29 protein-coding genes and 2 pseudogenes are annotated in these 26,305 nt (G+C 60.4%); 15 read left to right on the top strand and 16 right to left on the bottom strand.

Features of this window, described 5'->3' with window-relative positions:
* Nucleotides 1-5: 5 nt before the first annotated feature.
* The 7 genes from rfbD to BGI27_RS18670 form a co-directional block, all read right to left on the bottom strand.
* The gene (gene rfbD, locus BGI27_RS11320; protein WP_095524977.1) at nucleotides 6-971 is read right to left on the bottom strand and encodes a dTDP-4-dehydrorhamnose reductase; all 966 of its coding nucleotides are present in this window, start codon (nucleotides 969-971) and stop codon (nucleotides 6-8) included.
* Nucleotides 968-1,342, bottom strand: coding sequence for a four helix bundle protein (locus BGI27_RS11315; RefSeq protein ID WP_095524976.1), 375 nt, complete (start codon nucleotides 1,340-1,342; stop codon nucleotides 968-970). The genes rfbD and BGI27_RS11315 overlap by 4 nt, the downstream gene beginning before the upstream one ends.
* 42 nt (nucleotides 1,343-1,384) lie before the next feature.
* A complete protein-coding gene (gene rfbB / locus BGI27_RS11310; RefSeq protein WP_095524975.1) occupies nucleotides 1,385-2,452 on the bottom strand; it encodes a dTDP-glucose 4,6-dehydratase in 1,068 nt (355 codons plus the stop codon).
* Between the two features lie 39 nt (nucleotides 2,453-2,491).
* A complete protein-coding gene (locus BGI27_RS11305) occupies nucleotides 2,492-3,931 on the bottom strand; it encodes a mannose-1-phosphate guanylyltransferase/mannose-6-phosphate isomerase (RefSeq protein WP_095524974.1) in 1,440 nt (479 codons plus the stop codon).
* Nucleotides 3,932-4,158: 227 nt separating this feature from the next.
* Entirely contained in the window at nucleotides 4,159-4,626 is a 468-nt protein-coding gene (locus tag BGI27_RS18680) for a TrkA C-terminal domain-containing protein (RefSeq protein WP_317984295.1), read from the bottom strand.
* The gene (locus tag BGI27_RS18675) at nucleotides 4,623-5,117 is read right to left on the bottom strand and encodes an NAD-binding protein (RefSeq protein WP_317984294.1); all 495 of its coding nucleotides are present in this window, start codon (nucleotides 5,115-5,117) and stop codon (nucleotides 4,623-4,625) included. The genes BGI27_RS18680 and BGI27_RS18675 overlap by 4 nt, the downstream gene beginning before the upstream one ends.
* Complete coding sequence (locus BGI27_RS18670; protein WP_317984293.1) at nucleotides 5,108-6,130, bottom strand: cation:proton antiporter domain-containing protein; 1,023 nt, start codon at nucleotides 6,128-6,130, stop codon at nucleotides 5,108-5,110. Before BGI27_RS18670 ends, BGI27_RS18675 begins: the two co-directional genes overlap by 10 nt.
* A 95-nt stretch (nucleotides 6,131-6,225) precedes the next feature.
* Here BGI27_RS18670 and BGI27_RS11295 point away from each other — a divergent pair, with 95 nt between their 5' ends.
* The 5 genes from BGI27_RS11295 (at nucleotide 6,226) to BGI27_RS11275 (ending at nucleotide 9,751) form a co-directional block, all read left to right on the top strand.
* Nucleotides 6,226-7,230 (top strand): KpsF/GutQ family sugar-phosphate isomerase, encoded by a 1,005-nt coding sequence (locus BGI27_RS11295; protein WP_095524973.1) that lies wholly within the window; start codon nucleotides 6,226-6,228, stop codon nucleotides 7,228-7,230.
* On the top strand, nucleotides 7,230-7,757 hold the full coding sequence (locus BGI27_RS11290) for a KdsC family phosphatase (protein ID WP_095524972.1): 528 nt from the start codon (nucleotides 7,230-7,232) through the stop codon (nucleotides 7,755-7,757). The genes BGI27_RS11295 and BGI27_RS11290 overlap by 1 nt, the downstream gene beginning before the upstream one ends.
* Nucleotides 7,754-8,335, top strand: a complete 582-nt coding sequence (gene lptC / locus BGI27_RS11285) for an LPS export ABC transporter periplasmic protein LptC (protein ID WP_095524971.1) — start codon at nucleotides 7,754-7,756, stop codon at nucleotides 8,333-8,335. Before BGI27_RS11290 ends, lptC begins: the two co-directional genes overlap by 4 nt.
* A gap of 14 nt (nucleotides 8,336-8,349) precedes the next feature.
* Nucleotides 8,350-8,925: a lipopolysaccharide transport periplasmic protein LptA gene (lptA, locus tag BGI27_RS11280; protein WP_095524970.1), complete on the top strand. Its 576-nt coding sequence runs from the start codon at nucleotides 8,350-8,352 to the stop codon at nucleotides 8,923-8,925.
* A 274-nt stretch (nucleotides 8,926-9,199) separates the two neighbouring features.
* Complete coding sequence (locus BGI27_RS11275) at nucleotides 9,200-9,751, top strand: phasin family protein (RefSeq protein ID WP_095524969.1); 552 nt, start codon at nucleotides 9,200-9,202, stop codon at nucleotides 9,749-9,751.
* Between the two features lie 99 nt (nucleotides 9,752-9,850).
* On the opposite strand, the pseudogene BGI27_RS11270 reads toward BGI27_RS11275, so the two are convergent.
* The 6 genes and pseudogenes from BGI27_RS11270 to glyQ all read right to left on the bottom strand — a co-directional run.
* Nucleotides 9,851-10,357: pseudogene (locus BGI27_RS11270) on the bottom strand (M48 family metallopeptidase); the annotation flags it as partial.
* Nucleotides 10,358-10,378: 21 nt separating this feature from the next.
* On the bottom strand, nucleotides 10,379-10,579 hold the full coding sequence (locus tag BGI27_RS11265; protein WP_095524967.1) for a hypothetical protein: 201 nt from the start codon (nucleotides 10,577-10,579) through the stop codon (nucleotides 10,379-10,381).
* A gap of 3 nt (nucleotides 10,580-10,582) precedes the next feature.
* Nucleotides 10,583-11,350 carry a lysophospholipid acyltransferase family protein gene (locus BGI27_RS11260; RefSeq protein WP_095524966.1) on the bottom strand — a complete coding sequence of 256 codons (768 nt, stop codon included), beginning with the start codon at nucleotides 11,348-11,350 and terminating at the stop codon, nucleotides 10,583-10,585.
* Between the two features lie 5 nt (nucleotides 11,351-11,355).
* Nucleotides 11,356-11,898: a D-glycero-beta-D-manno-heptose 1,7-bisphosphate 7-phosphatase gene (gene gmhB, locus BGI27_RS11255; RefSeq protein WP_095524965.1), complete on the bottom strand. Its 543-nt coding sequence runs from the start codon at nucleotides 11,896-11,898 to the stop codon at nucleotides 11,356-11,358.
* Between the two features lie 148 nt (nucleotides 11,899-12,046).
* Nucleotides 12,047-14,146 carry a glycine--tRNA ligase subunit beta gene (gene glyS, locus BGI27_RS11250; RefSeq protein WP_223871759.1) on the bottom strand — a complete coding sequence of 700 codons (2,100 nt, stop codon included), beginning with the start codon at nucleotides 14,144-14,146 and terminating at the stop codon, nucleotides 12,047-12,049.
* A gap of 2 nt (nucleotides 14,147-14,148) precedes the next feature.
* Nucleotides 14,149-15,090 (bottom strand): glycine--tRNA ligase subunit alpha, encoded by a 942-nt coding sequence (glyQ, locus tag BGI27_RS11245; RefSeq protein WP_095524964.1) that lies wholly within the window; start codon nucleotides 15,088-15,090, stop codon nucleotides 14,149-14,151.
* A 228-nt stretch (nucleotides 15,091-15,318) separates the two neighbouring features.
* On the opposite strand from glyQ, the gene BGI27_RS11240 reads away from it, so the two are divergent.
* Nucleotides 15,319-16,221, top strand: coding sequence for a type 2 periplasmic-binding domain-containing protein (locus BGI27_RS11240; RefSeq protein WP_095524963.1), 903 nt, complete (start codon nucleotides 15,319-15,321; stop codon nucleotides 16,219-16,221).
* Nucleotides 16,222-16,231: 10 nt separating this feature from the next.
* On the opposite strand, the gene BGI27_RS11235 is transcribed toward BGI27_RS11240, so the two are convergent.
* The 3 genes from BGI27_RS11235 to lnt form a co-directional block, all read right to left on the bottom strand.
* Nucleotides 16,232-16,963 (bottom strand): S1 family peptidase, encoded by a 732-nt coding sequence (locus BGI27_RS11235; RefSeq protein ID WP_095524962.1) that lies wholly within the window; start codon nucleotides 16,961-16,963, stop codon nucleotides 16,232-16,234.
* Nucleotides 16,960-17,382 carry an RNA polymerase-binding protein DksA gene (gene dksA, locus BGI27_RS11230; protein WP_478210102.1) on the bottom strand — a complete coding sequence of 141 codons (423 nt, stop codon included), beginning with the start codon at nucleotides 17,380-17,382 and terminating at the stop codon, nucleotides 16,960-16,962. Before dksA ends, BGI27_RS11235 begins: the two co-directional genes overlap by 4 nt.
* Before the next feature lie 125 nt (nucleotides 17,383-17,507).
* A complete protein-coding gene (gene lnt, locus BGI27_RS11225) occupies nucleotides 17,508-18,989 on the bottom strand; it encodes an apolipoprotein N-acyltransferase (protein ID WP_223871758.1) in 1,482 nt (493 codons plus the stop codon).
* A 198-nt stretch (nucleotides 18,990-19,187) separates the two neighbouring features.
* On the opposite strand from lnt, the gene BGI27_RS11220 reads away from it, so the two are divergent.
* The 9 genes and pseudogenes from BGI27_RS11220 (at nucleotide 19,188) to BGI27_RS11185 (ending at nucleotide 26,254) form a co-directional block, all read left to right on the top strand.
* The gene (locus BGI27_RS11220) at nucleotides 19,188-20,294 is read left to right on the top strand and encodes an ABC transporter substrate-binding protein (RefSeq protein ID WP_170943020.1); all 1,107 of its coding nucleotides are present in this window, start codon (nucleotides 19,188-19,190) and stop codon (nucleotides 20,292-20,294) included.
* Nucleotides 20,295-20,313: 19 nt separating this feature from the next.
* Nucleotides 20,314-20,946 (top strand): uracil phosphoribosyltransferase, encoded by a 633-nt coding sequence (upp, locus tag BGI27_RS11215; protein WP_095524960.1) that lies wholly within the window; start codon nucleotides 20,314-20,316, stop codon nucleotides 20,944-20,946.
* 9 nt (nucleotides 20,947-20,955) lie between these two features.
* A pseudogene (locus BGI27_RS18100) lies at nucleotides 20,956-21,297 on the top strand (FKBP-type peptidyl-prolyl cis-trans isomerase); the annotation flags it as partial.
* A gap of 15 nt (nucleotides 21,298-21,312) precedes the next feature.
* Nucleotides 21,313-21,666: an FKBP-type peptidyl-prolyl cis-trans isomerase gene (locus BGI27_RS18095; protein WP_223871762.1), complete on the top strand. Its 354-nt coding sequence runs from the start codon at nucleotides 21,313-21,315 to the stop codon at nucleotides 21,664-21,666.
* 46 nt (nucleotides 21,667-21,712) lie between these two features.
* Nucleotides 21,713-22,198: a Cys-tRNA(Pro) deacylase gene (gene ybaK, locus BGI27_RS11205; protein ID WP_095524984.1), complete on the top strand. Its 486-nt coding sequence runs from the start codon at nucleotides 21,713-21,715 to the stop codon at nucleotides 22,196-22,198.
* Between the two features lie 412 nt (nucleotides 22,199-22,610).
* A complete protein-coding gene (locus BGI27_RS11200) occupies nucleotides 22,611-23,582 on the top strand; it encodes a TRAP transporter substrate-binding protein (RefSeq protein ID WP_095524959.1) in 972 nt (323 codons plus the stop codon).
* 126 nt (nucleotides 23,583-23,708) lie between these two features.
* On the top strand, nucleotides 23,709-24,155 hold the full coding sequence (locus BGI27_RS11195) for a TRAP transporter small permease (protein WP_223871757.1): 447 nt from the start codon (nucleotides 23,709-23,711) through the stop codon (nucleotides 24,153-24,155).
* Nucleotides 24,146-25,429 carry a TRAP transporter large permease gene (locus BGI27_RS11190; protein ID WP_095524957.1) on the top strand — a complete coding sequence of 428 codons (1,284 nt, stop codon included), beginning with the start codon at nucleotides 24,146-24,148 and terminating at the stop codon, nucleotides 25,427-25,429. The genes BGI27_RS11195 and BGI27_RS11190 overlap by 10 nt, the downstream gene beginning before the upstream one ends.
* A 120-nt stretch (nucleotides 25,430-25,549) precedes the next feature.
* A complete protein-coding gene (locus BGI27_RS11185) occupies nucleotides 25,550-26,254 on the top strand; it encodes a TerC family protein (protein WP_095524956.1) in 705 nt (234 codons plus the stop codon).
* The last annotated feature ends 51 nt before the right edge of the window (nucleotides 26,255-26,305 follow it).

Below are 26,305 nucleotides of genomic sequence, written 5' to 3'. Positions count from 1 at the left end.
TCTGTTCAGAGAATTTCTTTGATCATTCTTGCGACGCCAAGCTTCCAATCCGGCAGAACCAAGCCGAAGGCTTGCTGGAGTTTGGTGGTATCGAGCCGCGAGTTGAGCGGACGCGTGGCCGGCGTAGGGTAGACACTGGTCGGGATCGGACTGATCTCTTGCACCTTGAGCTCACGCCCTGCCTGGCGGGCCTGATCGAAAACGAAGCAGGCGTAGTCGTACCAGTTGGTTTCACCGGCGGCGACACAGTGGTAGAGGCCGTAGGGAAAGTCAGAACGGAGCACAGAGGACTGAGTGCTCAGATATTGCTTCACTGCGTGGGCAGTTACATCCGCGAGGAGGTCTGCTCCGGTGGGCGCGCCGATCTGATCATTGATGATCTTGAGTGCTTCGCGCTCGGCTCCGAGCTTGAGCATGGTCTTGGCGAAGTTGCCACCACGTGCGGCATAGACCCAGCTGGTGCGGAAGATCAGGTGCTTGCAATCTGATTGCAGGATGAGTTGCTCGCCTTCGAGCTTGGTCTGGCCGTAAACGCTGAGCGGGCCGGTCGGGGCGGCTTCGTCGCGCGGGGCGTCACCACTGCCGTCAAAAACGTAGTCGGTGGAGTAGTGCACCAGCAGCGCGCCGATTTCTTTGGCAACCTGGGCTACGGCACCTGGGGCGGTGGCATTGAGCAGGCGCGCAAAGGGCACTTCACTTTCGGCTTTGTCGACGGCGGTATGGGCTGCGGAATTGACGATGACGTCCGGCCGGAGGGTATGCACGGTCTGCGCCACAGCCTCGGGCTGACTGAAGTCACCGCAATGATCCTTGCTGTCGTAATCCAGCGCGATCACTTCCCCTAAAGGGGCAAGCGAACGTTGCAATTCCCAGCCGACCTGGCCGCTGCATCCAAGAATCAAGATCCGGGGGTGGGGAGTCTCGCCGCTTGCGGCGGAGTGCTGAGTGCTGAGTGCTGAGTGCTGAGTCATTGGGGGGTTCTTGTTTCGTCGAGTGATGCGCGGAGACCACCTAGAACTCGGGCGAGCTCTGATGCTTGCTTCATGATGTGGCTAAGTTGTTGTTCAGTGATATAGCCGATATCGAATGCGATGTAGAGCTGGCTGCGGACTTCGGCGCATGAGGCCTTGGCGATGATGACGAACCGGTGAAAATCCGGGCGACTGCCGCGCTCGAAGCCTTCAGCAAGATTCGACATGGTTGAAACAGCCGCCCGCTGAATCTGATCCCGCAAACCAAAATCCTTGGCAAAAGCACCTTCGCGTGTGATTGCGTAAATGGTTACAACCAGCTCACGCGCCTTTTGCCAGGCCTGCAATTCTTCGAATCGTTGAACGCCCAAGAACCTCTCCTCCGCACGCAGTCCTCAGCACCCAGCACTCGCTTAACTACGCGCTGCGTAGTTAAGCGCCAGCCACTCTCGATAGGCCCCGCTCTGCACATTACGGACCCAGGCCTGGTTAGCCAGATACCACTCGACTGTCTTGCGAATGCCGGTCTGGAAGGTTTCCGCAGGGCGCCAGCCGAGCTCGCGTTCGATCTTGCGTGCATCGATGGCATAACGGCGGTCATGGCCGGGGCGGTCGGTCACGTAGGTGATCTGCTCGCTGTAGGACTTGCCGTCGGCACGGGGCGAGAGTTTGTCCAGCAACTGGATGAGTGTCTGGACGATCTCGATGTTGGGCATCTCATTCCAGCCGCCGACGTTGTAGACCTCGCCGACCTTGCCTTTGTCGAGAATCGCGCGGATGGCGCTGCAATGGTCAGTCACATACAGCCAATCGCGGATCTGCTGGCCATCACCGTAAATGGGCAGCGGCTTGCCGGCGAGCGCATTGGCGATCATCAGCGGGATCAGCTTCTCGGGGAAATGGTAAGGCCCGTAATTGTTCGAACAATTGCTGGTCGTGACCGGTAGACCGTAGGTGTGGTGCCAGGCACGCACGAGGTGGTCACTCGCGGCCTTGCTGGCGGAGTACGGGCTGTTGGGTTCGTAGGGATTGGTTTCGGCAAAGGGAGGATCTTCGGGCTTGAGCGAGCCGTAAACCTCGTCTGTGCTGACATGGTGGAAACGGAATGCTGCCTTTGCTTCGCCCTCGAGGCCGGACCAGTAGGCGCGTGCGGCCTCCAGCAAGGTAAAGGTACCGTCGATATTGGTACGCATGAATTCACCAGGACCGTGAATGCTGCGATCCACGTGGCTTTCGGCTGCGAAATGCACGATGACGCGAGGCTGGTGCTCCGCCAACAAACGGTCAATTAGCGGGCGATCGCAGATGTTGCCTTGCACGAAGATATGGCGCGAATCGCAATCCAGGCTTGCAAGGTTTTCAAGGTTACCGGCGTAGGTCAGAGCGTCGAGGGTAATCACCGGCTCATTGCTCTGCGCGAGCCAATCGAGCACAAAATTGCTGCCGATGAAGCCGGCTCCACCGGTCACGAAAATACTCATCTGGATTTATTCCTTTATTTTGAATTCAACTGAATGGAATTATTTACATCGCCCATAAGAGTCTTCGAAGCGCACGATATCGTCTTCTCCAAGATAGGATCCAGACTGGACTTCGATGATCTCGAGCGGCAATTTCCCGGGATTGGCGAGCCGGTGAACGGTGCCCAGCGGGATGTAGGTCGATTGATTTTCGGAGAGCAGCAACACCTGCTCGCCATTGGTTACCTCTGCGGTACCACTGACCACGATCCAGTGCTCCGCGCGGTGATGATGCATCTGAAGGCTGAGCGTTGCGCCGGGATTCACCACGATGCGCTTGACTTGGAAGCGAGGGCCGGTATCGATGCTGTCGTACCATCCCCATGGCCTATAGACCTTTCGGTGAGTCGCGGCCAGCTTCTTGTCTTCTTTTTTAATGCGCTCAACGATCTTCTTGACGTCCTGAGCCCTGGCCTTATCCGTCACCATCACGGCATCCGGTGTTTCCACGATCATCAGATCCTTGACTCCAACCGCTGCCACGAGCCGGCTTTGCGAGAAGACGAGGCTGCCGGCCGTATCCTCCAGCATCACCTCGCCCTGCACAGCATTCCCTGAAGCGTCCTTGGCACAAACTTGCCAGAGGGCATCCCAAGCCCCGACATCACTCCAGCCCGCCTCCAGGGGAACGACAACGGAAGCCCCCAGTTCGGGGTGGGCGCCAAGCTTCTCCATGACGGCATAGTCGATGGAGTTGGACGGGCAGGCCATGAAAGCAGCCTTGCCTACCCTGATGAAATCCGAATCTCGCCTGGCTTCGCCCATAGCGGCAGCACACGCGCCAGCAATCTCGGGCTGCAATGTCTGCAGGGCCTTGAGCCAGACACTTGCACGCATCATGAAGATGCCGGCATTCCAGAGATATTGCCCACTGGCGACGTATTCAGCAGCGCGCACCGAGTCGGGCTTTTCGACAAAGGCATCCAGTTTCCTGGCGGTAGCTGCCCCCATGACAGGATCACCGGCACGAAGATAACCGTACCCCGTCTCGGGTCTGTCAGGCACGATGCCAAATGTGACCAGAGCCCCAGCAGCCGCAAGCTGTAGTCCTTCGCTCAATGCGACAAGGAATGCCCCGGAATCAGTCACGATCTGGTCCGCAGGCATCACGAGCAATACAGGATCGTCTCCCTCCTGAACCGCAAGCAACGCTGCCAGCTGGACAGCCGGGGCTGTATTGCGGCCAACAGGCTCAAGCACGATGCGATCAGAGTGCTTGCCTATCTGCCGGAGCTGCTCGGCGATGATGAAGCGATGATCCTCGTTGGTCACGACGATAGGCGCGGCCACCGGCGCTGCGAACCCCTCAAGACGGCGGGCTGTGATCTGCAAAAGAGACTCCGCCCCCGTGAGGGGCAGAAGCTGCTTTGGGTAGGTTTCGCGGGACGCAGGCCAAAGACGAGTGCCGGAACCTCCGGACAGGATGACGGGTTGGAGCATCGTTCAGGGCATAGGTAAGAAGAGAATGGACGCCCGGCTTGCAAAAAGATGGCCAGAACGGGCAGACCGAATGGATACCATTGCCGAAGGGAAATCGCTACAAAAGTTTCAATTGTAAAACCGGATCAAAAGACATTCGTAGTTTATTGCACGCGGAATACCCTGAAGTACATACGCAAAATCGAGGCACGGACATTGCTTGCAGCCGGCCCCGCAAAGCATGCTCTTCATCTCCCTTTCAGGATCCAGTTTTCCGCCGCAGTCAGCGGGACGGGCATTCCCAGCAGTACCAGGACATCTCCCTCCTGAAGATGGGTGCTTCCTTCAGGATCCAGGCTGCGGACGCCTTGGCGGCGCATGGCAGCCACCCGCACATCAGCCAGATCCAGCTCGGCGATGGTCTTGCCGACCGCCCAAGCGCCAGCGGGCAGTGCCAGGGTGTGCAGCCTGGCTTCCTGGGCATCAAGGCGTTTCTCAGCGTCCGATGCGCCAAGAAAGAAGCCTCGCATCAGGCTGTAACGCTGCGAACGGATATCGCGCATGCGTCGAACCACCCGGGCAAGTGGTTTGCCGATCAGCGCCAATGTGTGCGTCGCGAGCATGATGCTCGTCTCAAGCATCTCGGGCACGACTTCCGCGGCACCACGCGCCACTAGGCGCTCCATGTCGGCATCATCCTGTGAGCGTGCAATCACGGGCACATCCGGACGGGAGGCGAGCACGTGATGCAGAACTTTGCTGGTCGCGGCCTCATCGTTGTAGGAAACCACCACCGCACCACCGCGCTGGCGCGCATCAGGCCCGCAGCCAACAGGGTTTCGTGTCGGGCAGAATCGCCGAATACGACAGGGTCACCAGCAGAAGCCGCCTCCTGCACACGATCCGGATCCAGATCAAGCGCCACATAAGGCACTTTCTCCTGCTCCAGCAGGCGCGCCAGGTACTGCCCGGTCCGTCCATAGCCGCAGATGATCACGTGCCGATCCGTTGCGATGCTCTGCGCCGCCACGCGTGTGAGCTGCATGGAGCGCAGCATCCATTCGGAGGCGACAAAACGTAGCACGATCCGATCGCTGTAATGCACGATCAACGGAGCGAGCAGCAAAGACAGCACCATGGCGCTGACGACCAGCTGCAGCACGGGGTGAGGAACCAGATTGACGTCAGTAGCCAGCGTCAGCAGCACGAAGCCGAACTCGCCAGCTGCGCACAGCCACAGACCCGCCCGTACCGCAGTGCCCCCCTGTTTTCCAACCAGCGGGACGCACAGGCCACCACGGCAAACTTCAGCACCAGCAATCCGGCGAGCACCAATAGCACCCACTGCAGATTTCGCACGATCACCTCGAAGTCGAGCAGCATGCCCACGGTGACCATGAAAAGCCCCAGCAGCACATCCCGGAAAGGCTTGATGTCTTCCTCCACCTGCAAGCGGAATTCAGTTTCGGAGATCAACATGCCGGCCATGAAGGCCCCGAGCGCCATCGAAAGCCCGGCGAGCTCGGTCAGCTCTGCCAAGCCCAGCGTGATGAACAGCACATTGAGCATGAACAGCTCGGAGGATTTGCGCCGCGCAACCAGCGTAAACCAGCGCCGCATCAACCGCTGCCCAAAAAACAGGATCAACGCCAACACGACCACCGCCTTGAGCAGTGCGAACCCGAGCATGGGCGCCAGGGCATCCCCTGGATGGGAAATCGCGGGAATCAGGATCAGCAACGGCACCACCGCCAGATCCTGGAACAGCAGCACGCCGATCACCTGCCGACCGTGAGGGGACTCCAGCTCCATGCGATCGACCAGCAGCTTGGACAGCATCGCCGTGGAAGACATGCTCAATACGCCACCGATGGCAAAGCTGGTTGCCCACCCCAAGCCCGCAAGCCGTCCGACCAGCGTAATCAACAGGATGCTGCCGATGACCTGCAGCCCTCCCAGCCCGATCACCAGACGCTTCATCGCGAACAGGCGAGGCAGGGAGAACTCCAGCCCGATGGAGAACATGAGGAACACCACACCGAATTCGGCAAGGTATCGAGCCTGCTCCGTATCGGGAACGACACCCAGCGCATGCGGCCCGAGCAAGGCGCCTACAAACAGGTAGGCCAGCACCGCGGGCAGATTCAGGGCACGAAAGGCAACGACCGCGCAGACGGACGCGGCCAGCAGGATCAGGACGACCAGGAAGGCGCCGTGCATGTTAGGGATTTCCGGGGTAAGACCACCCCCGTTCGAGGCACGGGGCCGGTAGTGGCTTTGCTATACTCGCCCGCCAGTTTAACCGCTGCCACCTCATGAACCCAAATATTCCCCAGGCAAGCCTGACACTGGCCCCCGACGCCTGCTTGAGCTCCGCTCGCAGAGTTCTGGATATCGAATCGCGTGCAGTCGCCGCACTGGCGGATCGTCTGGACGAGAACTTCGTCCGCGCCGTCAAGCTCATCCTTGCCGCACGAGGGCGCGTGATCGTCAGCGGCGTAGGCAAATCCGGCCACGTCGGTCGCAAGATCGCAGCCACCATGGCCAGCACCGGCACCCCCGCATACTTCGTACACCCGGGTGAAGCAGCACACGGAGACTTGGGCATGGTGCAGCCCGACGATGTGTTGATCGCACTCTCGAACTCAGGCTCCGCCGAGGAATTGCTGATCATCGTGCCGTTGGTCAAGCGGATGAACGCCCCCTTGATCGCGATCACCGGCAAACCGGACTCTCCGTTAGCCCTGCTTGCCGATGCCCACCTGGATGCAGGCGTCGTTGAAGAAGCCTGCCCACTGAATCTTGCACCGACAGCCAGCACCACCGCCGCATTGGCCATTGGTGACGCACTGGCCGTCGCCCTGCTCGAAGCGCGCGGCTTCGGCCGGGAAGACTTCGCCCGCTCGCACCCGGGCGGAGCGCTGGGCAGACGTTTGCTCACGCATGTTCGCGACATCATGCGCACGGGGGACGCTATCCCGGCCGTGCGGGAGGATGCGGATTTCGGCGCGGCGCTGCTGGAGATCTCACGCAAGGGGTTGGGCATGACGGCGGTCGTCGATGCCGAAAACCGTGTGGTCGGCATCTTCACAGATGGTGACTTGCGCCGCTTGCTTGAAACCGGCCCGGATCTGAAAGGTCTGATGATCCGTGACGTGATGCATACGAGCCCTCGCAGCATCGGCCCTGAATCCCTCGCGGTGGAGGTCGCCGAGCTGATGGATCGCCACCGCATCAGCCAGGTGCTGGTGGTGGATGCGAACAGGAAGCTGATCGGTGCACTCAATACCCACGATCTGATGAATGCAAAGGTAATCTGATGTCCCGCCCTGCCGAACTTGCCGCCCAGGTGCGATTGATGGGTTTCGACGTTGACGGCGTGCTCACCAACGGCGACCTGTATTTCACGCCCGCCGGAGACGAGATCAAGGTCTTCTCCAGCCTGGACGGACATGGTCTGAAAATGCTCATGGAAGCCGGCGTCGAGGTTGCCATCATCACCGGGCGTGACTCACAGATGGTCGCGCATCGAGCCCGAAATCTTGGTATCAGGCATCTATTCCAGGGGGTGCATGACAAACGTGCGGTCATGCGTGAACTGCGTGCCTCGCTCGGACTCACGGCAGAGCAGACCGGCTACATCGGTGATGACGTGGTCGACCTGCCGATCCTGCGTGCCTGTGGTTTCTCCGCTACCGTAGCCGATGGGCACGATTTCGTGAAATCCCACGTCGACTACGTTACCCGCAAGGGGGGCGGTCGCGGTGCCGTACGTGAGCTCAGCGATTTCATCCTGGCAGCTCAAGGCAAGCTGGACGCCTTGCATCAGGGCTACCTCAATCGATGAATCGCGCAGGCTCACTTTTCCCTCTGCTGTTGGTCGGTCTGCTGGCCATGGGGTCCTTCTGGCTCGAACACATCGTCAGCTCGGAAGATCGCTCGGGGCTGCGCAATGTCCGCCATGAGCCCGATACCATGGTCGAAAACTTCACCGTCGACCATTTTGACGCCCGTGGTCAACTGCAATCCCAACTCGTTGCGCAACAACTGCAGCATTTCCCGGACGACGACAGTTCCGAACTCGACGCCCCCATCATCCGTTTCCTGGGTGAAGGCCGCTTGGCCACGTTCACTGCACGCAAGGCCTTTGTTTCAAGCCGGGGCGAGCAGGTTCTCATGCGTGAGGATGTGCGCGGCGACCGCCCCCCGCAGAATGGTAGCCCACGCCAGACGCTGACCACCGAAGAACTGCTGGTGCGTCAGGGCGAAGAGCTTGCCCGTACTGACAAGCCTTTTGTACTGACCCACGGCAACCTGCAGATCCAGGGCGTTGGCGGCGAATGGGACAACCTCAAGGGGCAGTTCCGCGTCTTTGGTCAACTACAGGCCGAGATGCCCGGCCAGCCCACACAAACCACCCCCTGATACCGGAGTTGTCAATGTCCAGCCTGCCTCGCCTCGCCCTTCTTGCCTTGTTTGCTCTGACGGCGACCCACGGCGCGCATGCCGAACGCGCGGACCGCAGCAAGCCCGTTACCATCCAGTCGGAACGTGGCGGCGTCGACGACCGAAACAAGGCCTCGGTTTTTGAAGGACGCGTACGCCTGACTCAGGGAACCCTGTTCATCACAACCGACAAACTGGTCGTCACCCAGGATGCCGATGGCTTCCAGAAGGGAGTAGCCACGGGTGGAGAAAGCGGACTCGCGCGGTTCCGCCAGAAACGCGAAGGGCGGGATGACTATGTGGAAGGCGAAGCGGAACGCATCGAATACGACGCCCGCACCGACAAGGTTCGCCTCTTCCAACGTGCCATGACCCGTAGCGGCAAGGATGAAACCCGCGGCGAATACATCAAATACGACGGCTACACCGAGTCCTACACCGTGACCAACAGCGCGGACGGCAAGACGACCAAGGGAAGTGGTGGTCTGGTCACCGTCACCATCTGGCCACGTAGCGCAGCCTCTGCCCCGGCCGCCAGCAGCAGCGCTCCTGCCCCATCCCACCCTTGAGCACCCTTGTTGTGCGAAGTGCCCGGAGTCGCTCCGGGCGCACGCACCTGAATGATGCATTCCCTTCAGGGCAAACCCCAAGATCGCAGCAAAACCAGGCGTAACACGCTGAATACAAAAGACTTTGTTTGTTTTGCGCTGCAGCAAAAATTCTTGACACGACACGTTCTCTCTCTATAATCCGGGTTGTGCAATGCAGCAAAGCTGCCTCGGTTGCCTGGGCTCATTCCGAGCCTGCAGCCATCAACCCACCAGACATACTGAAGAGAACGTCATGTCCTTTCCCGATCAGATCGGCGCCGCAAACAAAGCTTCCATCGAAGCTGCTCTCACGCTTGCCAACACAGCTTTCTCCAGCGCCGAAAAGCTCGCCACACTGAACCTCAACACCGCACGCAGCATCCTTGAAGACAGTGTGAGCAATGCAAAGAGCCTGCTCGGCGCCAAGGATGCGCAGGAACTGCTGGCGTTGCAGGCTTCCCTGGCACAGCCGACGATCGAAAAGTTCGTGACCTACAGCCGCAGCGTGTACGAGATTTCGGCCGCAGCCCAGGAAGACGTATCCAAAATCTTCGAATCCCAGTTCGGCGAAATCAACAAAAACCTCACTGCAGCACTGGACAAGGCCGCTAAGTCAGCACCTGCCGGTTCCGATGTTGCCGTGGCTGCAGTGAAATCCGCCATCGCGGCCGCCAACTCTGCCTATGACAGCATCAATAAAGCTGCCAAGCAGGTTGCTGAAATTGCCGAAGCCAATGTGGCCGCCGCCACCAGCGCGACCGTGAAAGCAGTTGGCTCCGCATCCAAGGCCAAGAAGGCTGCCTGAACGACTGATTCATCGGGCCCCGGCCGCAACCGCCGGGTTTTACGCCCGCAGCCGCAATGGCTGCGGGTTTTTTCGTTCACACGCGGCCTGATGCAGAGGCTAGAGCGCCGGAATGATGCGGTTGGCCAGCTTCATGGCGGTGCGCTGTACCTGGAAATCCGGCATCAATGCCTGAACCACCCGCCAGAAGTGCTGGGAATGGTTCATTTCCACAAGATGCGCCACCTCGTGGGCTACCACGTAATCGATCTGTTGGTGCGGCAGATGAATCAGGCGCCAGTTGAGGCGGATGCCAGACAGTCTGGAACAACTCCCCCAACGTGTTCGGGCATTGGACAGGTAAAGCGGCGGACGCTCCACGCCGGATTCGAATTGCTGCAAACGGAATACGTACTCATCCAGACGCCCGGCAAAATAAGGCAGTGCGTAATCCTGTAGGCCACGTAACAGCAGACGATGCGCATCCTGCTCGCGCCGTAGATGAAGATGCAGTTCGCGATGATCGAAATGCTCGACCCATCGCGCACGATTGGCTCCGGCCGTCCAGCGTACGATGCAAGGGCGACCCAGGACAGAAATCTGCATGCCATCGCGAATCGGCGGAACCTCGGGCTCACGCCGCTGAGATCATTCAGCCAGTTTTTCAATGATCCAGCCAGCGCGAGACAGCATGAAGGCTTCTGCCTCGCGCACGCTGCCTTGCAACGGGATCGCCACGGTCAGCCCACGCTGGTCGATGGTCAATCCGAGGCTGCGCCGCGCACTGCGACGCAGCATGTAGGCCACTGGCTGGCCGCCGAGCACGATGCTGCGCGTCTCGGCTGACAAGGCTCAGCTCCTGGCTTCCGGCACGGGCCGTGCACCCGCCGTACTGCTGTTGTAATGGTGAGGGAACAAGCGACGCATTTCCGCCTCCATCCACGCTTCGGTAGCAGCGGTGACTTCATCCGGCGTGCGCCCTGCCGTTTCGATGGCCGGACCTATGCTGACCACAATCTCACCAGGGCATATCACGAATGCATGGCGTGGCCAGAACTCGCCAGCGTTGTGCACCAGTGGAACGACAGGCACGCCCGCAGCCACAGCCAACGACGCGCCGCCAGCCTTGTAACGTGCCTGGGTACCGATGGCCGTCCGTGTGCCTTCAGGAAAGATGATCACCCAGAAGCCCTGCGCCAGCAGGGCCCTCCCCTGTTCGACAACCTGACGGAGTGCATCCTTGCCCGCCCTGCGATTGATCGAAATCATCGGCATGCGCGCCAGCCCCCAACCAAAGAAGGGGATGCGTAGCAATTCACGCTTGAGCACGTAGGCAATCGGCGGCAGAAAGTTGGCCAGCGCCAGTGTTTCCCAGGCTGACGAATGCTTGGCCAGGATCACGGCGGGTGTCTGCGGCAGGTTTTCCATACCCTCCACCCGGTAGCGAACACCCAGTATCCACTCGAACGCGCGGGTAGTGACACGGCGATTCCAGCGCGTGACGAAAGCGTAGCGCTCGGAAAGGGACATCCAGGAGGTCAGCGCCACGAAGCCCGTGAAAGGCAGAAACCACAACACCATGAACAGCAGAAAAAACAATGTGCGCAACAGATTCGGCATCGAGGTCAGGCCTTGAAACCCAGCAATTGGTTGGCCACGGCATTCAGATCGGCCGCCACGCGGGTGCCTGCCGGAAGTTCCGGATTCTCGGCAGTTTTCCTGCTCTTGCCGGTCAGCACCAGATAAGGCACGCATCCCACAGCGATACCGGCCTGCAGGTCGCGCAGGCTGTCGCCCACGGTTGGCACCCCCGTGAGGTCCACATTGAAACGTTCGGCTATCTCGCGAAACATGCCTGACTTCGGCTTGCGGCACTCGCAGGTGGACTCTGCAGGATGCGGGCAGAAGAAGATCGCATCGATCCGTCCTCCCACAGCGGAGACTGCCTTGAGCATCTTGTCATGGATAGCATTTAACGTATCCATGTCGAACAGTCCGCGCCCCACGCCGCTCTGATTGGTCGCCACGATGATGCGGTAGCCCGCTTCGGTCAGCCGTGCAATGGCATCCAGGCTGCCAGGAATGGGCTTCCATTCCTCGGGGGACTTGATGAACTGCGCCGAGTCATGATTGATGACGCCATCTCGGTCGAGGATGATGAGTTTCATAGACTTCTCCGGGAAAGGGGAAGACAGAAGGGGGAGGATAAAATCCGCCCGGCTTCACGGGCTTCCCGTTCAGCAGAAATTCCAGATGAAGAGGCGAGGCTCTTGGCGCATATGCGCCTTCCCCTCCCCTCCTTCTCCCTTCACATCATCACGCCGACAGGCGCGACAAGTCCGCCACACGATTCATCAAACCATAGAGCCGGTTCAGCAGCGCCTGGCGATTGGTCCGCAAGGCCACATCTTCGGCATTCACCATCACCTTGTCGAAGAAAGCGTCGACCGGGGTACGCAGTGCAGCCAGGGCCTGCAGCGAAGCCGCATAGTCACCGGTCTCGAAAGCGGTATCCGCTTTCGGCGCGATTTCGCCGAGCGCGCTGAACAGCGCTTTCTCTGCCTCTTCGGCCAGCAGCGCAGGCTTCACCTCGACCGGCAATTCGCCTTCGATTTTCTTCAGGATATTACCCACCCGCTTGTTGGCCGCGGCTAATGCGGCCGCCTCGGGCAAGGCGGCAAAAGCGCGCACAGCGGCCAGACGCCTGGCGATATCGGTCAGGCGCTGCGGGCGTTGTGACAACACGGCATCAACCTCCTGCGCCGAATAACCCTGCTCGCGCAGACTGCCGGCGAGGCGGTCGTATACAAAATCAGCCAGAGCGCCGGAAGCATCAGTGATCAACGCACCAAAGGGGCTCGCAGCCTCGTTCAGTAACTCACTCAGGGGCAAGTCCAGATCGCGCTCGATGAGCATACGGATCACGCCCAGGGCATGGCGGCGTAGTGCGAACGGATCCTTGTCGCCAGTTGGCAGTTGGCCGATGCCGAACATACCGACCAGCGTCTCCAGCTTGTCCGCCAATGCAACCACCACACCGACCGGATTGCGCGGCAATTCATCACCGGCGAAACGCGGCTTGTAGTGGTCTTCGATCGCATCGGCCACAGTTTCACACAAGCCGTCATGCTTGGCGTAATAGCCACCCATGATGCCCTGCAACTCGGGGAACTCCCCCACCATGTCGGTCAGCAGATCCGTCTTGGCGAGCCTGGCGGCGGTATCCACAGCAGCGGCGTCCACACCCAATCGGCCTGCAATCGCCCCGGCAATGGCACGCACGCGCTCGACACGCTCGCCCTGGGTGCCGAGCTTGTTGTGATAGACGACCTTTGCAAGCCCCGACAAACGCGATTCGAGCGACTTCTTGCGGTCCTGATCGAAGAAGAATTTCGCATCTGCCAGACGCGGGCGCACCACGCGTTCGTTGCCACCGACCACGGCGGAAACATCCTCGGGCGCGATGTTGGAGACGATCAGGAACTTGTTGGTAAGTTTTCCGGCAGCGTCGAGCAGCGGGAAGTACTTCTGGTTTGCCTTCATCGTGAGGATCAGGCATTCCTGCGGTACCGTCAGAAATTCGGACTCGAACTCGCCGACCAGCACATTCGGGCGTTCGACCAGCGCGGTCACTTCATCCAGCAGCGCTTCATCCTCAATGGGCTTCACACTGCCACCGACCTCCGCTGCACGCGCCGCCAGCTGGCACACGATCTCGGCACGACGTTCGGCAAAGGATGCGATCACCGCGCCTTCAGTCTTGAGTTGCGCTGCATAGCTGTCCGCGTCCGTCAGGCTTACGACCGGTTTGGCCGCCTCGAAACGGTGGCCGACGGTGTTACGCCCCGCCTTGAGCCCCAGCACGGCAATGTCGACAAGGTCCGCACCATGCAAGGCCACGAGACCATGCGCGGGACGCACGAAATTCACGGTTGTCCAGCCATCAGCAAGCTGGTAGCCCATCACCTTGGGAATCGGTAGCTTCGCCAGCGCCTCTTCCAGCGCACGCTGCAATCCGGTGGCAAGCGCCACGCCCGGCTGCACGGAGTCCAGCATCAGTGTTTCTGCCTTGCCCTCGCCCACGCGCTTGAGGCCCGCGACGGCGGACTCATCGGCGCCCAACGCAGCCAGCTTTTTCAGCAATGCCGCCGTCGGCTTGCCAGTTGCATCCAGACCGACGGAAACCGGCATCAGTTTCTGCGAGACGGGCTTGTCGGCGGCCTTGTCAGCCACCGCGGTGACATGCACCGCCAAACGTCGCGGCGAAGCGAAGGCGCTGACGACAGCATCGGCGGTAGCCAAACCCTGCGCCTTGAGGCTGTCGGCCAGCACGCCGGCAAAGGACTCGCCGAGACGCTTGAGGGCCTTGGGCGGCAGTTCTTCGACAAAGAGTTCTACGAGCAGATTCTGGTTCATGATCACTTCTCCTCCTTCTTCGGGAGGTCCGCGACCCATTCGCGCGGAGCCATCGGGAAGCCGAGGCGCTCGCGGGAGTCGAGATAGGCCTGCGCGACGCTGCGCGCGAGGTTGCGGATGCGGCCGATGTAGGCGGCACGCTCGGTCACAGAGATGGCGCCGCGCGCATCTAGCAGGTTGAAGGTATGGGCAGCCTTGAGCACCTGTTCATAGGCCGGCAGTGCCAGCTTCGCCTCCATCAGACGCTGCGCATTGCCTTCGTAGTCACCGAAATGGCGGAACAATGCCTCGGCATTGCTGTATTCGAAGTTGTAGGTCGATTGCTCCACCTCGTTCTGGTGGAACACATCGCCGTATTTGAGCACACGGGTCTGGCCGTTTTCTTCCCAGGTAGTCCAGACGAGATCGAAAACGTTCTCCACCCCCTGCAGGTACATCGCCAGACGCTCGATCCCATAGGTGATCTCGCCGGTGATCGGCTTGCAGTCGATGCCGCCAACTTGCTGGAAATAGGTGAACTGCGTGACTTCCATGCCATTGAGCCAGACTTCCCAGCCCAGCCCCCAGGCGCCCAATGTAGGGTTCTCCCAGTCATCCTCGACGAAGCGCACGTCGTTCTTCTTCAGATCGAAGCCCAGCGCCTCCAGCGAGCCGAGATACAGGTCCAGGATGTCAGCGGGTGCCGGCTTGAGCACCACCTGGAACTGATAGTAGTGCTGCATGCGGTTCGGATTCTCGCCGTAACGGCCATCCTTGGGACGACGCGAAGGCTGCACGTAAGCGGCACGCCAAGGCTCCGGCCCGATGGCGCGCAGGAAGGTGGCGGTGTGGCTGGTGCCAGCACCGACCTCCATGTCGTAGGGCTGCAGCAAGGCGCAACCACGGCTGCCCCAGTAGGCCTGGAGCTTGAGGATGATGTCCTGAAAACTGGGTTTGGCACTCATGAACGAAGAGACTTCAGTCCGGAAGCGAAAGGCGGCCATTTTACAGGCAGATCGGCTGGACCGCCCCGCGCATCTCGTACCGGCCCGGAGAATTTCATCAGGGTTTGCCGCAAGGGGCGATCCACGAGCGTCAAAGCCCCGCTAGACTGGCCTCCGCAGTCGATTCCGCACCGGGGGCAGATCCCGGCCAGAACACACCCACAGGGCTGGATACAGGAAGCACGCCGGATGAGAAAACTGCTGTTCGCCCTGGGACTCGGCTTGATGCTGCTGCAGACAGCCCTCGCCCAGCCGATGCGCTTCGTTTACCCGCCCCCCGAGACTGCCAACGACGAGCGCCACCTGTATTACTGGCATCTGCTCAAGGCCGCGCTGGAAGCCACTCGCGACAAATACGGCGACTACATCCTGCAATCGCACACCACGCCGATGACCTTCCAGCGTGCGGTAGCCGACGTGGAAACCGGTGGCGAACGCGTCAACATCGTCGCCCGGGGCACCAATCTGGATCTGGAGGCCCGCCTGCGCCTGATCCGCCTGCCGCTGGACAAGGGACTGCTGGGCTACCGCCTGTTCCTGATCATGCCGCAGACACAGCCGCAGCTTGACCAGGTTCGAACGCTGGAAGACCTCAAGCGCTTCTCCATCGGCCAATCAACGCCCTGGACCGACGTGAAGATCCTGCAGGCGGCAGGATTCAGGCTCGCGCTGACGGCAAACTACGAAGGTCTGTTCGGCATGCTGGCCGCTGGCCGCTTCGATCTCTTCTCCCGGGGGGTCATCGAGATCGATGCGGAATGGCGTACCTATTCTGCCAAGTATCCAGGCATGCAGATCGAGAAGAACCTCATCCTGGCCTATCCGTTACCGCGCTATTTCTTCGTGCCACGCACTGCGGAGGGCGAACGCATGGCCGCACGCATCAGCGAAGGCCTGCAGCGTATGGTGAAGAGTGGCGAATTCGAACGACGCTACCAGACCTACAAAAAACTCGTGCTGGATGGTCTGCCGCTGGCGGGCAGGCGCGTCTTCCGGCTTCCCAACACCGAACTTGGTGCGGGGGCGCCGCCGCTGAATGATCCAGTTTGGTGGGACGATCTGGCCGCAGAGCTGACGCCGAAGAAACTCTGACCGCGCGGGCTCATGCCGGCGCGGTCAGCTGCATCAGGATATCGGCGTACCACGCGCAATTCAGGCCGAGCGCCTCATCCATCTGCTGGTCCCGGCCTACATCGAGGCGCGCGGAATGGATTCCCAGCAGCCACCAGGGCAGATCCCCCTGCCCGGCCATGTCACCAAGAGCCCGCATGACCACCGGGGCGCCACTGGTGCCACGATGCGTGCGGGCATCCGTGAGGAAATAGCCTTGCCCCTGAAAACGCAGGCCGAACGACGAGGCTATCGCGGCCTGCCGCACTACCGGCAGATGATGCAGGGTGTCCTGGAATCCCAGCGGGAATCCCAGCACAAGCAGCGAGGAGCCGACTTCGATCTGGTCATAGGAGGTAACCAGGTGGTTCGGCGTGAAGGCACGGAACAAGGCATTTGCCGGCCAGGCCGCACGATCGATTTCAAGCACGGCAACATCACCGATGCTGCCTCCATCCTGCGCCTCGCGCCACAGGCGACCCCCGTCACGATAGAGCGGCAGGGAAAAACCGGTAGAGACAGCGAGATTGTCGGCATCCACATGCAGCTCAATCTCGATCCGGTCAGGGAAATGCTGACTCGCTTCATCAATCAGCACATGGCGGCTGGTGACCAGGAACAAACGCTGATCGCGCATGAAGAAGAAGCCGCTGGCCCGTGTGCGCAAGATCTGCGCATTGAAGCTCGCCACGCTTGCTGCCGTCAGCAGCAGGGTTTCGATCATCCGAGCATTTTCTTGCGCATCTCGTGCCGCTCCTGCGCAACCAGTGTGAAATTCGCGGTGGGGCGCGCCAGCAACCGGGCGATGCCGATCGGCTCGCCGGTGTCAGCACAATAGCCGTAGCTGCCATCGTCAATCCTCGCGATGGCTTCATCAATGCGGTGCAACTGCTTGCGCTCCCGGTCACGCACGCGCAATTCCAGCGTATGGCCTTCTTCCTGCGTGGCGCGATCGGAGGGGTCTGCGATGGCTTCATCCTTCTGCAGGGTATCGGTTGTGTCCTTGGCAGAAGCGACCAATGCATCGCGCTCGGCGCACAGGCGGGCACGGAAAAACGCCAGCTGGCGCGGCGACATGTAATCAGACTCAGGTGCGGCCTCGATTTCGGCCTGGCTGGGCAGTGAAAGAGTGTTTTTCCCCACGGAGATTCCCTTATGTCAAAAAGGCAGGGGCGCCAAACCGCTGCCGAAACAATCCGGTAACCATACACGGCAAGTCCATCGCCATGCAGATTTCGTGCCCAAATATTCTCACGCCGGTGTACGGATCACACTCGCCAACGCCACCTGTCCAACACCACGGCCCCGAAGATCAATACACACAGCAGCTTGATCGGCCAATCTCCCAGTTGCACGAAAGGGGTAGCTCCGGTGTAACCACGCACTTCGGCCGCCACGGCGCCACGCGTGAATGCCGGCAGCAGATGGCTGACACTGCCGTCTGGCAACACCACGCCAGTCATGCCGGTGTTAGTCGCGCGCAGCTGCGGGCGGGCGGACTCCAGCGCACGCATGCGCGAGATCTGCAGATGCTGCGGCTGGGCATGCGAATTGCCATACCAGGCAAGGTTGGAGATGTTCAGCATCAAGGTGGCCTCGGGCAGCGCGCGCCGCAGTTCCTCGCCGAAGGCATCCTCGTAACAGATGTTCATAGCGATGCGCTGACCGCCAATCTGCATCAGTGGCTGGCGCTCGCCCCCTGGGGTCTGGTTGGCCATGGGAATCTTCGCCAGATCGAGAAACCACTGGAACCCCCAGGGGACATATTCGCCCAGCGGCACCAGGTGGTTCTTGCTGTAGCGCTGGGACGCATGGGTACCCAGGCTGATGGCGCTGTTGTAGACCCGCCCATCGTCACGCGTGAAGACACCGAGGACCACATCCCCGCCCGCCGATTGCGCCTGTGCCTTGAGTGCATCCAGATAGCCCACGGGCAGATGTTCGGCCAGCAGGGGCAGAGTGGTCTCGGGCATCACGGTCAGTTGCGCCGGATTGTTGCGCAGCAGCTCCAGATGCAGCGACAGCCACTCCCCCATCCGCTCGCCATTCCATTTTTGGTCCTGCGGCACGTTGGTCTGGATTAGTGCCACACGCAACGGCTCGCCTGTCGGCTCACTCCAGGCGATCTGGCGCAGCCCCGCACCCGACAACCAGGGCAGCAGCGCCAGACCCAGCGCACTTCGGTGACAGGCAGGCAGACGCCAGGCCTCGACCAGCAGCGCGCTAGTCCAGGCCAGCAGGAAACCCACGCCATATACGCCCAGAATGGCGGCCCAACCGGCCAGGGGGCTGGGTGGCGTTTGTGTGTAGCCGATGGCCAGCCAGGGGAAACTCGGAAATATCTGCCCGCGCAGCAGTTCAAACCAGGTCCAGCAAGCCGCGGCAAACAGGGTACGCAACAACCAGTGTGTCGGACGCAGGCGTGCGAACAGCGCCGAGGCCGAAGCGATGTAGATCAGCGCCAGAGCGGCGCAGAACAGCATGATCAAAGCCACCGACAAGGGCGCCGACAGTCCGCCGTATCGGTTGAGCGCCACCACCAACCAGCATAGCCCCGCAAACAGGGCGGCGGCACCCCAGCTCCAGCCGAGCAGCGCCGCGCGCCCCGGACGCACTTCTTTCTGACGCAGCAACGCATACCAGCTGCCCCAGCACAGAGGCATCAGCCAGAACCACTCGAAAGGCGCATACGCCAGGACACTGGCAGCGCCGGCCAGCACGGCGAACAGGAAAGGCATGGGCATCAACATCGAAAGAATCCAGCGCGGATTCTAGCCGCGACAGGCGACAAACCCGTCGTGATCTCGGCATCGCCCACAACGTACGACGTCTGATGCGCCCGCTGCGGCGCATGGAGCTTCGGCACTGCCGCCGCTTGGGTTAGCATGCAGCGGCCTCGCGGTGCCCTGCCACCGGCTTTCATGAACACAAACCGGAGTGACGAATCGATGCGCGTTGTCTGGGCCCTGGTCGGAATATCACTGGTGATGGCACTGGCTGCATGCGGCCAGCAGGAGAACTACCGTATCGGCTTTATCGGTGGCCTATCCGGGCGCTACCAGGATCTTGGCACTGCAGGCCGGGACGGTGCGCAACTCGCCATCGAGATGCGCAACGCAAGCGGCGGTATCGACGGTCGCCGCGTGGAACTGGTGGCGCGTGACGACGAACAGGACGCCACCCGCGCCCGGCGCGCGCTGGACGACCTGATCGCCGCCAGGGTGGCTGCGGTCGTCGGCCCGATGACCAGCAGCATGGCCGTGGCCCTGGTGCCGCGTCTGCAGCAGACCGGCATGCTGATGATGGGCGTGCATACCACGACGACCGATCTGAGCGGCCGTGACGATCTGTTCTTCCGTGTCATCGATGACACCAACCGCTACGCCTCGGAAGTCGCGCGCTTCCACTACCAACAGCGCAACGTACGCCATGTCGCCATCGTGTACGACCTTGCCAACGTCGATTATTCAGGCAACTGGGTGGCCGATTACAAGCGCACCTTCGAGGCGCTGGGTGGCGAAGTGGTACGCATGATCAATTTCGACTCGCACTATGAACGCAGCTACGACCAGATGGCCAACACCCTGCTCGACGTGCGGCCGGACATGATCGTGGTGGTGGCCAATGCCGTCGATACCGCCGAGCTCGCCGGCAAGATCCGCAGCCGCAATGAATATGTGCAGCTTGCTGGCTGCGGCTGGGCCAACACCCAGCGTCTGCTGGAGAACGGCGGCCGTCTGCTCGACGGATTGCTGCTTGAGGAATACGTGGATCTAGAGGATTTCTCGGATGACTATCAGCGCTTCCGCGAAGCCTTTCTCACCCGTTTCAAGCACGAGCCCGGCTATGGTGCCGCCATGGCTTTCGAGGCCGCCAACGTGATCATGGATGCGCTGGCCTATGACCTGGACCCCGAAAACCTCAAGCGCAGCCTGCTGAAGCTACAAACTTTCCGGGGCGTCCAGGGAAAAATCAGGTTCGATGACTTCGGCGATGTGCAACGTCAGGTATTCTTCGCCGAAGTGCGCGACGGGCGTTTCGTCCGCCTGCGCTGAACAAGAAGGAAACCATTCCATGCCAGTCATTGCTGTGCGCCACCCGCTGGTGCAGCACAAGATCGGCCTCATGCGCGAGGCCGACATTTCCACCAAGAAATTCCGCGAGCTCGCCGCAGAACTCTCGCGCCTGCTGGCTTACGAGGCCACGGCCGATTTCGAGTTGGCCCCGGTCACCATCGACTGTTGGAGCGGGCCCACCGAGATCCAGCAGATCAAGGGCAAGAAGGTCACCGTGGTGCCCATCCTGCGCGCCGGCATCGGCATGCTCGACGGCGTGCTGGACATGATCCCCAGCGCAAAGATCAGCATCGTGGGCCTCTCGCGCAACGAGGAAACCCTGCAGCCCGAGCACTACTTCGAGAAATTCGTGGGCAACCTCAGCGAGCGCTGCGCGCTGATCATCGATCCGATGCTGGCCACAGCCGGCTCCATGATCGCCACCATCGATCTGCTTAAGCGCCGCGGTTGCAAGGATATCCGTGCCTTAGTGATGGTAGCTGCGCCCGAAGGCATCGCCGCGCTGGAGAAGGCACACCCGGACGTACGCTGCTGGACTGCGGCCATCGACAGTCATCTCAATGAAGACGGTTACATCATCCCCGGCCTGGGTGACGCTGGTGACAAGATTTTCGGCACCATCATCAAATAAGGAATCCCGATGAGCGAATCCATCACCACGACCTCCGGCCTGATCTATGAAGACCTCGTGGCCGGCAGCGGTGACGCAGCCTAGGCAGGTCGCTCGGTCCGCGTGCACTACACCGGCTGGCTCACCACGGGCGAGAAGTTCGATTCCAGCGTGGACAGGGACGAACCGTTCAGCTTCCCGCTGGGCGCCGGCCACGTGATCCCGGGCTGGGACGAAGGAGTACAAGGCATGCAGGCCGGTGGCAAGCGCAAACTGACCATTCCCGCGGAACTCGCCTATGGCGAAGAAGGCGCAGGGGGCGTGATTCCGCCGAATGCCACGCTGGTCTTCGAGGTCGAGTTGCTGGAGATCGAGCCAGCACTGGACATGAACCTGCGCGACCCGAAAACCACCGAATCCGGTCTGATCTACGAGGATTCCATCCTCGGCACCGGTGCGGAAGCCAAAGCCGGGCGCTACGTGTCCGTGCATTACACCGGCTGGCTGACCAATGGCAGCAAGTTCGATTCGAGCAAGGATCGGAACGAGCCGTTCTCTTTCCCACTGGGCGGCCGCCGCGTGATCGCTGGCTGGGACGAAGGAGTACAAGGGATGAAGGTCGGGGGGACGCGCAAACTGATCATTCCGCCCGAACTGGGCTACGGCGCCCGGGGCGCTGGTGGTGTGATTCCGCCGAACGCCACACTGGTTTTCGAAGTGGAACTGCTCGACATCCAGTGATACACGGAAAGTCCGCCATCCCGCCGCCGGGATGGCGAAAAGCCGCATGAAAGACTCGAAAACCCCCGTCACCGCTGCAGTGCGCGTACTTCGTCAATACAAGGTGAGCTACACCGAGCACCTGTATGCCTACGAAGAAAAGGGGGGCACAGCAGTGAGCAGCCGCGAGCTGGGTGTTGATGAGCACGCCGTGATCAAGACCCTGATCATGGAAGACGACACCCACCACCCGCTCATCGTGCTGATGCATGGCGATCACGAAGTCTCCACCAAAAACCTCGCCCGCCACCTCGGAGTGAAGACGGTCAGCCCCTGCACGCCCGACGTGGCCAACCGCCACTCCGGCTACCTGGTAGGCGGCACCAGCCCTTTTGGCACCCGCAAAGTCATGCCGGTCTTCATGGAAGCCAGCATCGCCGAGCTACCTACGATCTATATCAATGGTGGCAAACGCGGCTTCCTGGTCGGCCTTGCCCCTGCGGAAGTCATCCGCGTACTCGAACCGGAGCTGGTCTCCGTCGCAACGCCTTAAAACCGGCTCAGGGTTTGCAGCAAGAGGTAAAGAGCCCTGCTGCAAGGCAATGCACAGGCGTTTTCCTTCGGCCTGCAAACGTCCGCCAGGCAATACAACTCCCCTTACACGCACTGGTCACCTGCCGCATCGCATAGCACTGCGGGGCTTGTTACCGGTTTGCGTTAGCTCAAGCCGTTCCGGGCATGAAGCCTTAATACAACAACCCCCTAATCGATTGATTAAAAATAGATTTAACAATATTTAGGGCAAACCCCAGTGGGGTCTTCATCTACATCCCGGATTAGATACAAGTGATATTTTTCGTCCCGTTGATTAGTCATACAAACACTGTCTTGTATGACCAGCAACCAAGACGGAGCAGCTTCTGCCGCTCCAATTCACAGACAAGCAGTACCAGGAGACAGAGGAAATGCGTACACCAAAAGTCGTAGCCGCTTTGCTGATGACGTGCTTCGCCTGCGGCGCTTTCGCGCAACAGAAGCTCGAATTAAAGGTTTCGGAAATCTGGGGCGACGATTACCCCAATACCAAGGCCCTGCGCCATATGAGCGAAGTGCTGGCCAAGCAAAGCAATGGCCGCATCGACCCCAAGGTCTACCCGAACGGCACCCTGGGTTCGGAAAAGGAAGTCATCGAACAGGTGAAGATGGGTGCGTTGGCCATGGCCCGCGTGCCGCTCAATCTGCTGAACAACATCTGTGAAGAAACCATCGTTCCGAGCCTGCCCTTCCTGTTCCGCTCCACCGATCACCTGCACAAGTCACTCGACAGTGCAGTCGGTCAGGAAATCCTGAGCTCCTGTAACAGCAAGGGCTATATCGGCCTGGCCTATTACGACTCGGGCACCCGCTCGATCTATGCCAAGAAAGCGGTCAAGACGCTCGCTGACACCAAGGGCATGAAGCTGCGCGTGCAGCAATCCGACGTGATGGTGGCCATGGCCAACGCGATGGGTGCCAACCCCTCGCCGATGCCGATGGGCGAGGTCTACGTCGGTCTGCGCACCGGCCTGATCGATGCAGCCGAGAACAACTGGCCGTCCTACGAGAGCAGCAAGCACTTCGAATCGGCCAAGTACTACAGCCGCACCGAGCACCTGATGAATCCGGAGATCGTGATCTTCTCGAAGGTGATTTGGGACAAGCTCTCTCCCGCCGACCAGAAGCTGATCGGCGATGCCGCCAAAGAATCCACCACGGTGCAACGCAAGCTCTGGGCAGAGCGTGAAAAGGTGTCGGAAGACATCGTGCGCAAGGCCGGTTCGATCATCACCGAAGTGGACAAGAAGCCCTTCCAGGACGCCATGGTTCCGGTTTATGCCAAGTTCGTCACCTCGCCGCGCATGAAGGATCTGGTCAAGCGCATCCAGGACGTCAAGTAACGCAGTAACCACGGACCCGGCCAGGGGCAGAGCTGTTCCTCTGACCGGGTTTTTCTTTGCATCTCGCAGGAAGGAATCGCAGATATGTACACAAAAATCTGCGCAACACTCTCAAAATATTGCCTGATGATCGCCACCGTCGGACTGGGTCTGGTGATCCTGTGCGTGCTCTATCAGGTGTTCGGTCGTTACATCCTCAATGACACGCCAACCTGGGCCGAGGCCCTGGCGCTAGTACTGGTTCTCTTCGTCACCATGCTCGGCACCGCCGTGGGTGTTCGTGATGCAGGCCACATCGGCATGGAGTCCCTGCTGGCCATCTGCCCGCAGCCCTACAAGAAGTGGCTTGAAGTCTTCATCCACGCCGTAGTGGCAGGCTTCGGTGTCTGCATGGCCTATAACGGCCAGTTTCTGGCACGCATGGCGATGGATCACAGGATCCCCACGCTGACGCTCCCCGAGGGAATCAATTACATCCCGATCACGATCACCGGTGTGCTCATCGTGCTCTTTTCCATTGAACACATCATTGCGCTGATCAAGGGCGTCGAGGTTGAACCAGCATGGCACTGATCATTCTTTCCTGTGTGTTTCTGGGCGCCCTGATACTGGGCGTACCAGTCCTGTTCGCGATCGGTCTGTCCGCCGTCGCCACCATTTTCTATGAAGGCCTGCCGATGGCCGTCGTCTTCCAGAAGATGACGGGTGGCATGCAGGTGTTCACCTTCCTGGCGATCCCCTTCTTCATCTTCGCCGGTGAACTGATGCTGCTGGGTGGCATCGCCGACCGCATCGTGAACTTCGCCAAGGCCATGGTCGGCCACTGGCGCGGTGGCCTTGGCATGAGCAACGTCGTTGCCTGCACGCTGTTCGGTGGCGTGTCTGGCTCGCCGGTGGCGGATGTGTCAGCCATGGGGGGGGTGCTGATTCCGGCCATGAAGCGTGAAGGCTATGACGCAGACTACGCTGTCAACGTCACCACCCACGCCTCACTGGTCGGTGCGTTGATGCCCACCTCGCACAACATCATCATCTATACGCTCGCCTGCGGCGGGATGGCCTCGGTAACGTCACTGATCCTGGCCGGTATCGTGCCTGCGATCATCCTCATGATCTGTAACCTTGGCGCGGCCTACTACATGGCGGTACGACGCGGTTACGGACGCGGGGTGTTCCCCGGCTGGCCCACGGTGTGGCGCACGGCTGCCGCAGCGGTTCCCGGCCTGTTCGTGGTGGTGATCATCGTCAGCGGGATCCTGTCCGGCGTGTTCACCGCAACAGAGTCGGCATCCATCGCCGTGCTGTATGCGTTGTGCCTTACGGTACTGGTCTATCGCAGCCTGACCTTCCCGCAATTCGTGGCCGCGCTTGCGCATGCGGTCAAGAAGACCGGTGTGGTACTGGCCCTGATCGGTATCTCGGCGACCTTCGGCTACTTCATCGCCTACTATCAGATCGCCGAACTGACCGGCCAGATGCTGAGCACCATCTCGGAAAGTCCCTGGATGATTTTCCTGATGATCAACATCATCCTGTTCCTGCTTGGCACCTTCCTGGACATGGCGCCCACGATCCTGGTCTGCACCCCGATCTTCCTGCCGATCGCCATGAAGTACGGCATGGACCCGACACAGTTCGGCATCATGATTCTGCTGAACTGCGCCCTGGGCCTGAACACCCCTCCTGTCGGCACGACCCAGTTCATCGGCTGCGCCATCGGGGAGATATCGGTGGAAAAGGTCATGCGTACCATCTGGTTGTTCTACCTTGCACTGGCGGTGGTCATGTTCGCCGTGACCTTCATCCCTGAGATCTCGATGACCCTGCCACGCCTGTTCCACGGTTAACCTTGCACAAGGAGGATGTCGTTACAAAACGATATCCTCCTTTCCTCATAACACGATCACACTTCACTCCTCCGCCCACCTTCCCGGTGGGCTCGGTTTTTCATCTCGGAACAATGTCCCATGGAACTCGCTGAATTCATGACCCCGCATTTCTGGGCTGCGGTTGCCCAGATCATCATGATCGACATCCTGCTTGGCGGAGACAACGCGGTTGTCATTGCCATGGCCTGCCGTCGGTTGCCGGAGAATCTGCGCCTGAAAGGTATCGTCTGGGGTACCGTCGGTGCAATCGCGTTGCGCGTGATCCTGATTTCCTTCGCACTGCAACTGCTGGCCATCTCCTTCCTCAAGCTCGTCGGCGGCATCCTGCTGCTGTGGATCGGCATCAAGCTGCTCAAGCCTGAAAGCGACGACCATCAGGACATCAACGCCAGCGACCGTCTGCTGGCGGCCATCAAGACCATCATCGTGGCTGACTTCGTCATGAGCCTCGACAACGTCATCGCCATCGCCGGCGCCGCACAAAATGCCGGCGAACAGCATCAGATCGCACTCGTGGTCTTCGGCTTGCTCGTCAGCATTCCGATCATCGTGTACGGCAGCCAGCTGGTTATCAAACTGATGACCCGCTTCCCTGTCATCGTCACCCTTGGCGCCATGTTGCTGGGCTGGATTGCAGGCCACATGATTCAGGGCGACCCGGGCCTTGCCGGCGTGCTGCCCAATACGGACACAGCCGCGCTGGTCGCCGGCATCATCGGCGCTCTGTTCGTATTGCTCATGGGCAAATTCATCCTCTACAGGACAGCCGGACAGGAAGCCTAGAGCCTGTTCACAGTATCCGGAATGTGTTTACATTCTGGAATTTGGGTGTGA

The organism is Candidatus Dactylopiibacterium carminicum, assembly GCF_014736495.1.
Lineage (GTDB): Bacteria > Pseudomonadota > Gammaproteobacteria > Burkholderiales > Rhodocyclaceae > Uliginosibacterium > Uliginosibacterium carminicum.
The sequence above is the reverse complement of the archived record's forward strand: the minus strand, read 5'-3'. Positions and strand labels throughout refer to the sequence as shown.

Bases quoted from the DNA above. Each gene is read 5' to 3' on its own strand.
- rfbD (WP_095524977.1), bottom strand. From the start codon at position 971: ATGACTCAGCACTCAGCACTCAGCACTCAGCACTCCGCCGCAAGCGGC.
- rfbB (WP_095524975.1), bottom strand. From the start codon at position 2,452: ATGAGTATTTTCGTGACCGGTGGAGCCGGCTTCATCGGCAGCAATTTT.
- BGI27_RS11305 (WP_095524974.1), bottom strand. From the start codon at position 3,931: ATGCTCCAACCCGTCATCCTGTCCGGAGGTTCCGGCACTCGTCTTTGG.
- BGI27_RS18670 (WP_317984293.1), bottom strand. From the start codon at position 6,130: ATGCACGGCGCCTTCCTGGTCGTCCTGATCCTGCTGGCCGCGTCCGTC.
- BGI27_RS11295 (WP_095524973.1), top strand. From the start codon at position 6,226: ATGAACCCAAATATTCCCCAGGCAAGCCTGACACTGGCCCCCGACGCC.
- BGI27_RS11290 (WP_095524972.1), top strand. From the start codon at position 7,230: ATGTCCCGCCCTGCCGAACTTGCCGCCCAGGTGCGATTGATGGGTTTC.
- lptC (WP_095524971.1), top strand. From the start codon at position 7,754: ATGAATCGCGCAGGCTCACTTTTCCCTCTGCTGTTGGTCGGTCTGCTG.
- lptA (WP_095524970.1), top strand. From the start codon at position 8,350: ATGTCCAGCCTGCCTCGCCTCGCCCTTCTTGCCTTGTTTGCTCTGACG.
- BGI27_RS11275 (WP_095524969.1), top strand. From the start codon at position 9,200: ATGTCCTTTCCCGATCAGATCGGCGCCGCAAACAAAGCTTCCATCGAA.
- BGI27_RS11260 (WP_095524966.1), bottom strand. From the start codon at position 11,350: ATGCCGAATCTGTTGCGCACATTGTTTTTTCTGCTGTTCATGGTGTTG.
- gmhB (WP_095524965.1), bottom strand. From the start codon at position 11,898: ATGAAACTCATCATCCTCGACCGAGATGGCGTCATCAATCATGACTCG.
- glyS (WP_223871759.1), bottom strand. From the start codon at position 14,146: ATGAACCAGAATCTGCTCGTAGAACTCTTTGTCGAAGAACTGCCGCCC.
- glyQ (WP_095524964.1), bottom strand. From the start codon at position 15,090: ATGAGTGCCAAACCCAGTTTTCAGGACATCATCCTCAAGCTCCAGGCC.
- BGI27_RS11240 (WP_095524963.1), top strand. From the start codon at position 15,319: ATGAGAAAACTGCTGTTCGCCCTGGGACTCGGCTTGATGCTGCTGCAG.
- BGI27_RS11235 (WP_095524962.1), bottom strand. From the start codon at position 16,963: ATGATCGAAACCCTGCTGCTGACGGCAGCAAGCGTGGCGAGCTTCAAT.
- lnt (WP_223871758.1), bottom strand. From the start codon at position 18,989: ATGTTGATGCCCATGCCTTTCCTGTTCGCCGTGCTGGCCGGCGCTGCC.
- BGI27_RS11220 (WP_170943020.1), top strand. From the start codon at position 19,188: ATGCGCGTTGTCTGGGCCCTGGTCGGAATATCACTGGTGATGGCACTG.
- upp (WP_095524960.1), top strand. From the start codon at position 20,314: ATGCCAGTCATTGCTGTGCGCCACCCGCTGGTGCAGCACAAGATCGGC.
- BGI27_RS18095 (WP_223871762.1), top strand. From the start codon at position 21,313: ATGAACCTGCGCGACCCGAAAACCACCGAATCCGGTCTGATCTACGAG.
- ybaK (WP_095524984.1), top strand. From the start codon at position 21,713: ATGAAAGACTCGAAAACCCCCGTCACCGCTGCAGTGCGCGTACTTCGT.
- BGI27_RS11200 (WP_095524959.1), top strand. From the start codon at position 22,611: ATGCGTACACCAAAAGTCGTAGCCGCTTTGCTGATGACGTGCTTCGCC.
- BGI27_RS11195 (WP_223871757.1), top strand. From the start codon at position 23,709: ATGATCGCCACCGTCGGACTGGGTCTGGTGATCCTGTGCGTGCTCTAT.
- BGI27_RS11190 (WP_095524957.1), top strand. From the start codon at position 24,146: ATGGCACTGATCATTCTTTCCTGTGTGTTTCTGGGCGCCCTGATACTG.
- BGI27_RS11185 (WP_095524956.1), top strand. From the start codon at position 25,550: ATGGAACTCGCTGAATTCATGACCCCGCATTTCTGGGCTGCGGTTGCC.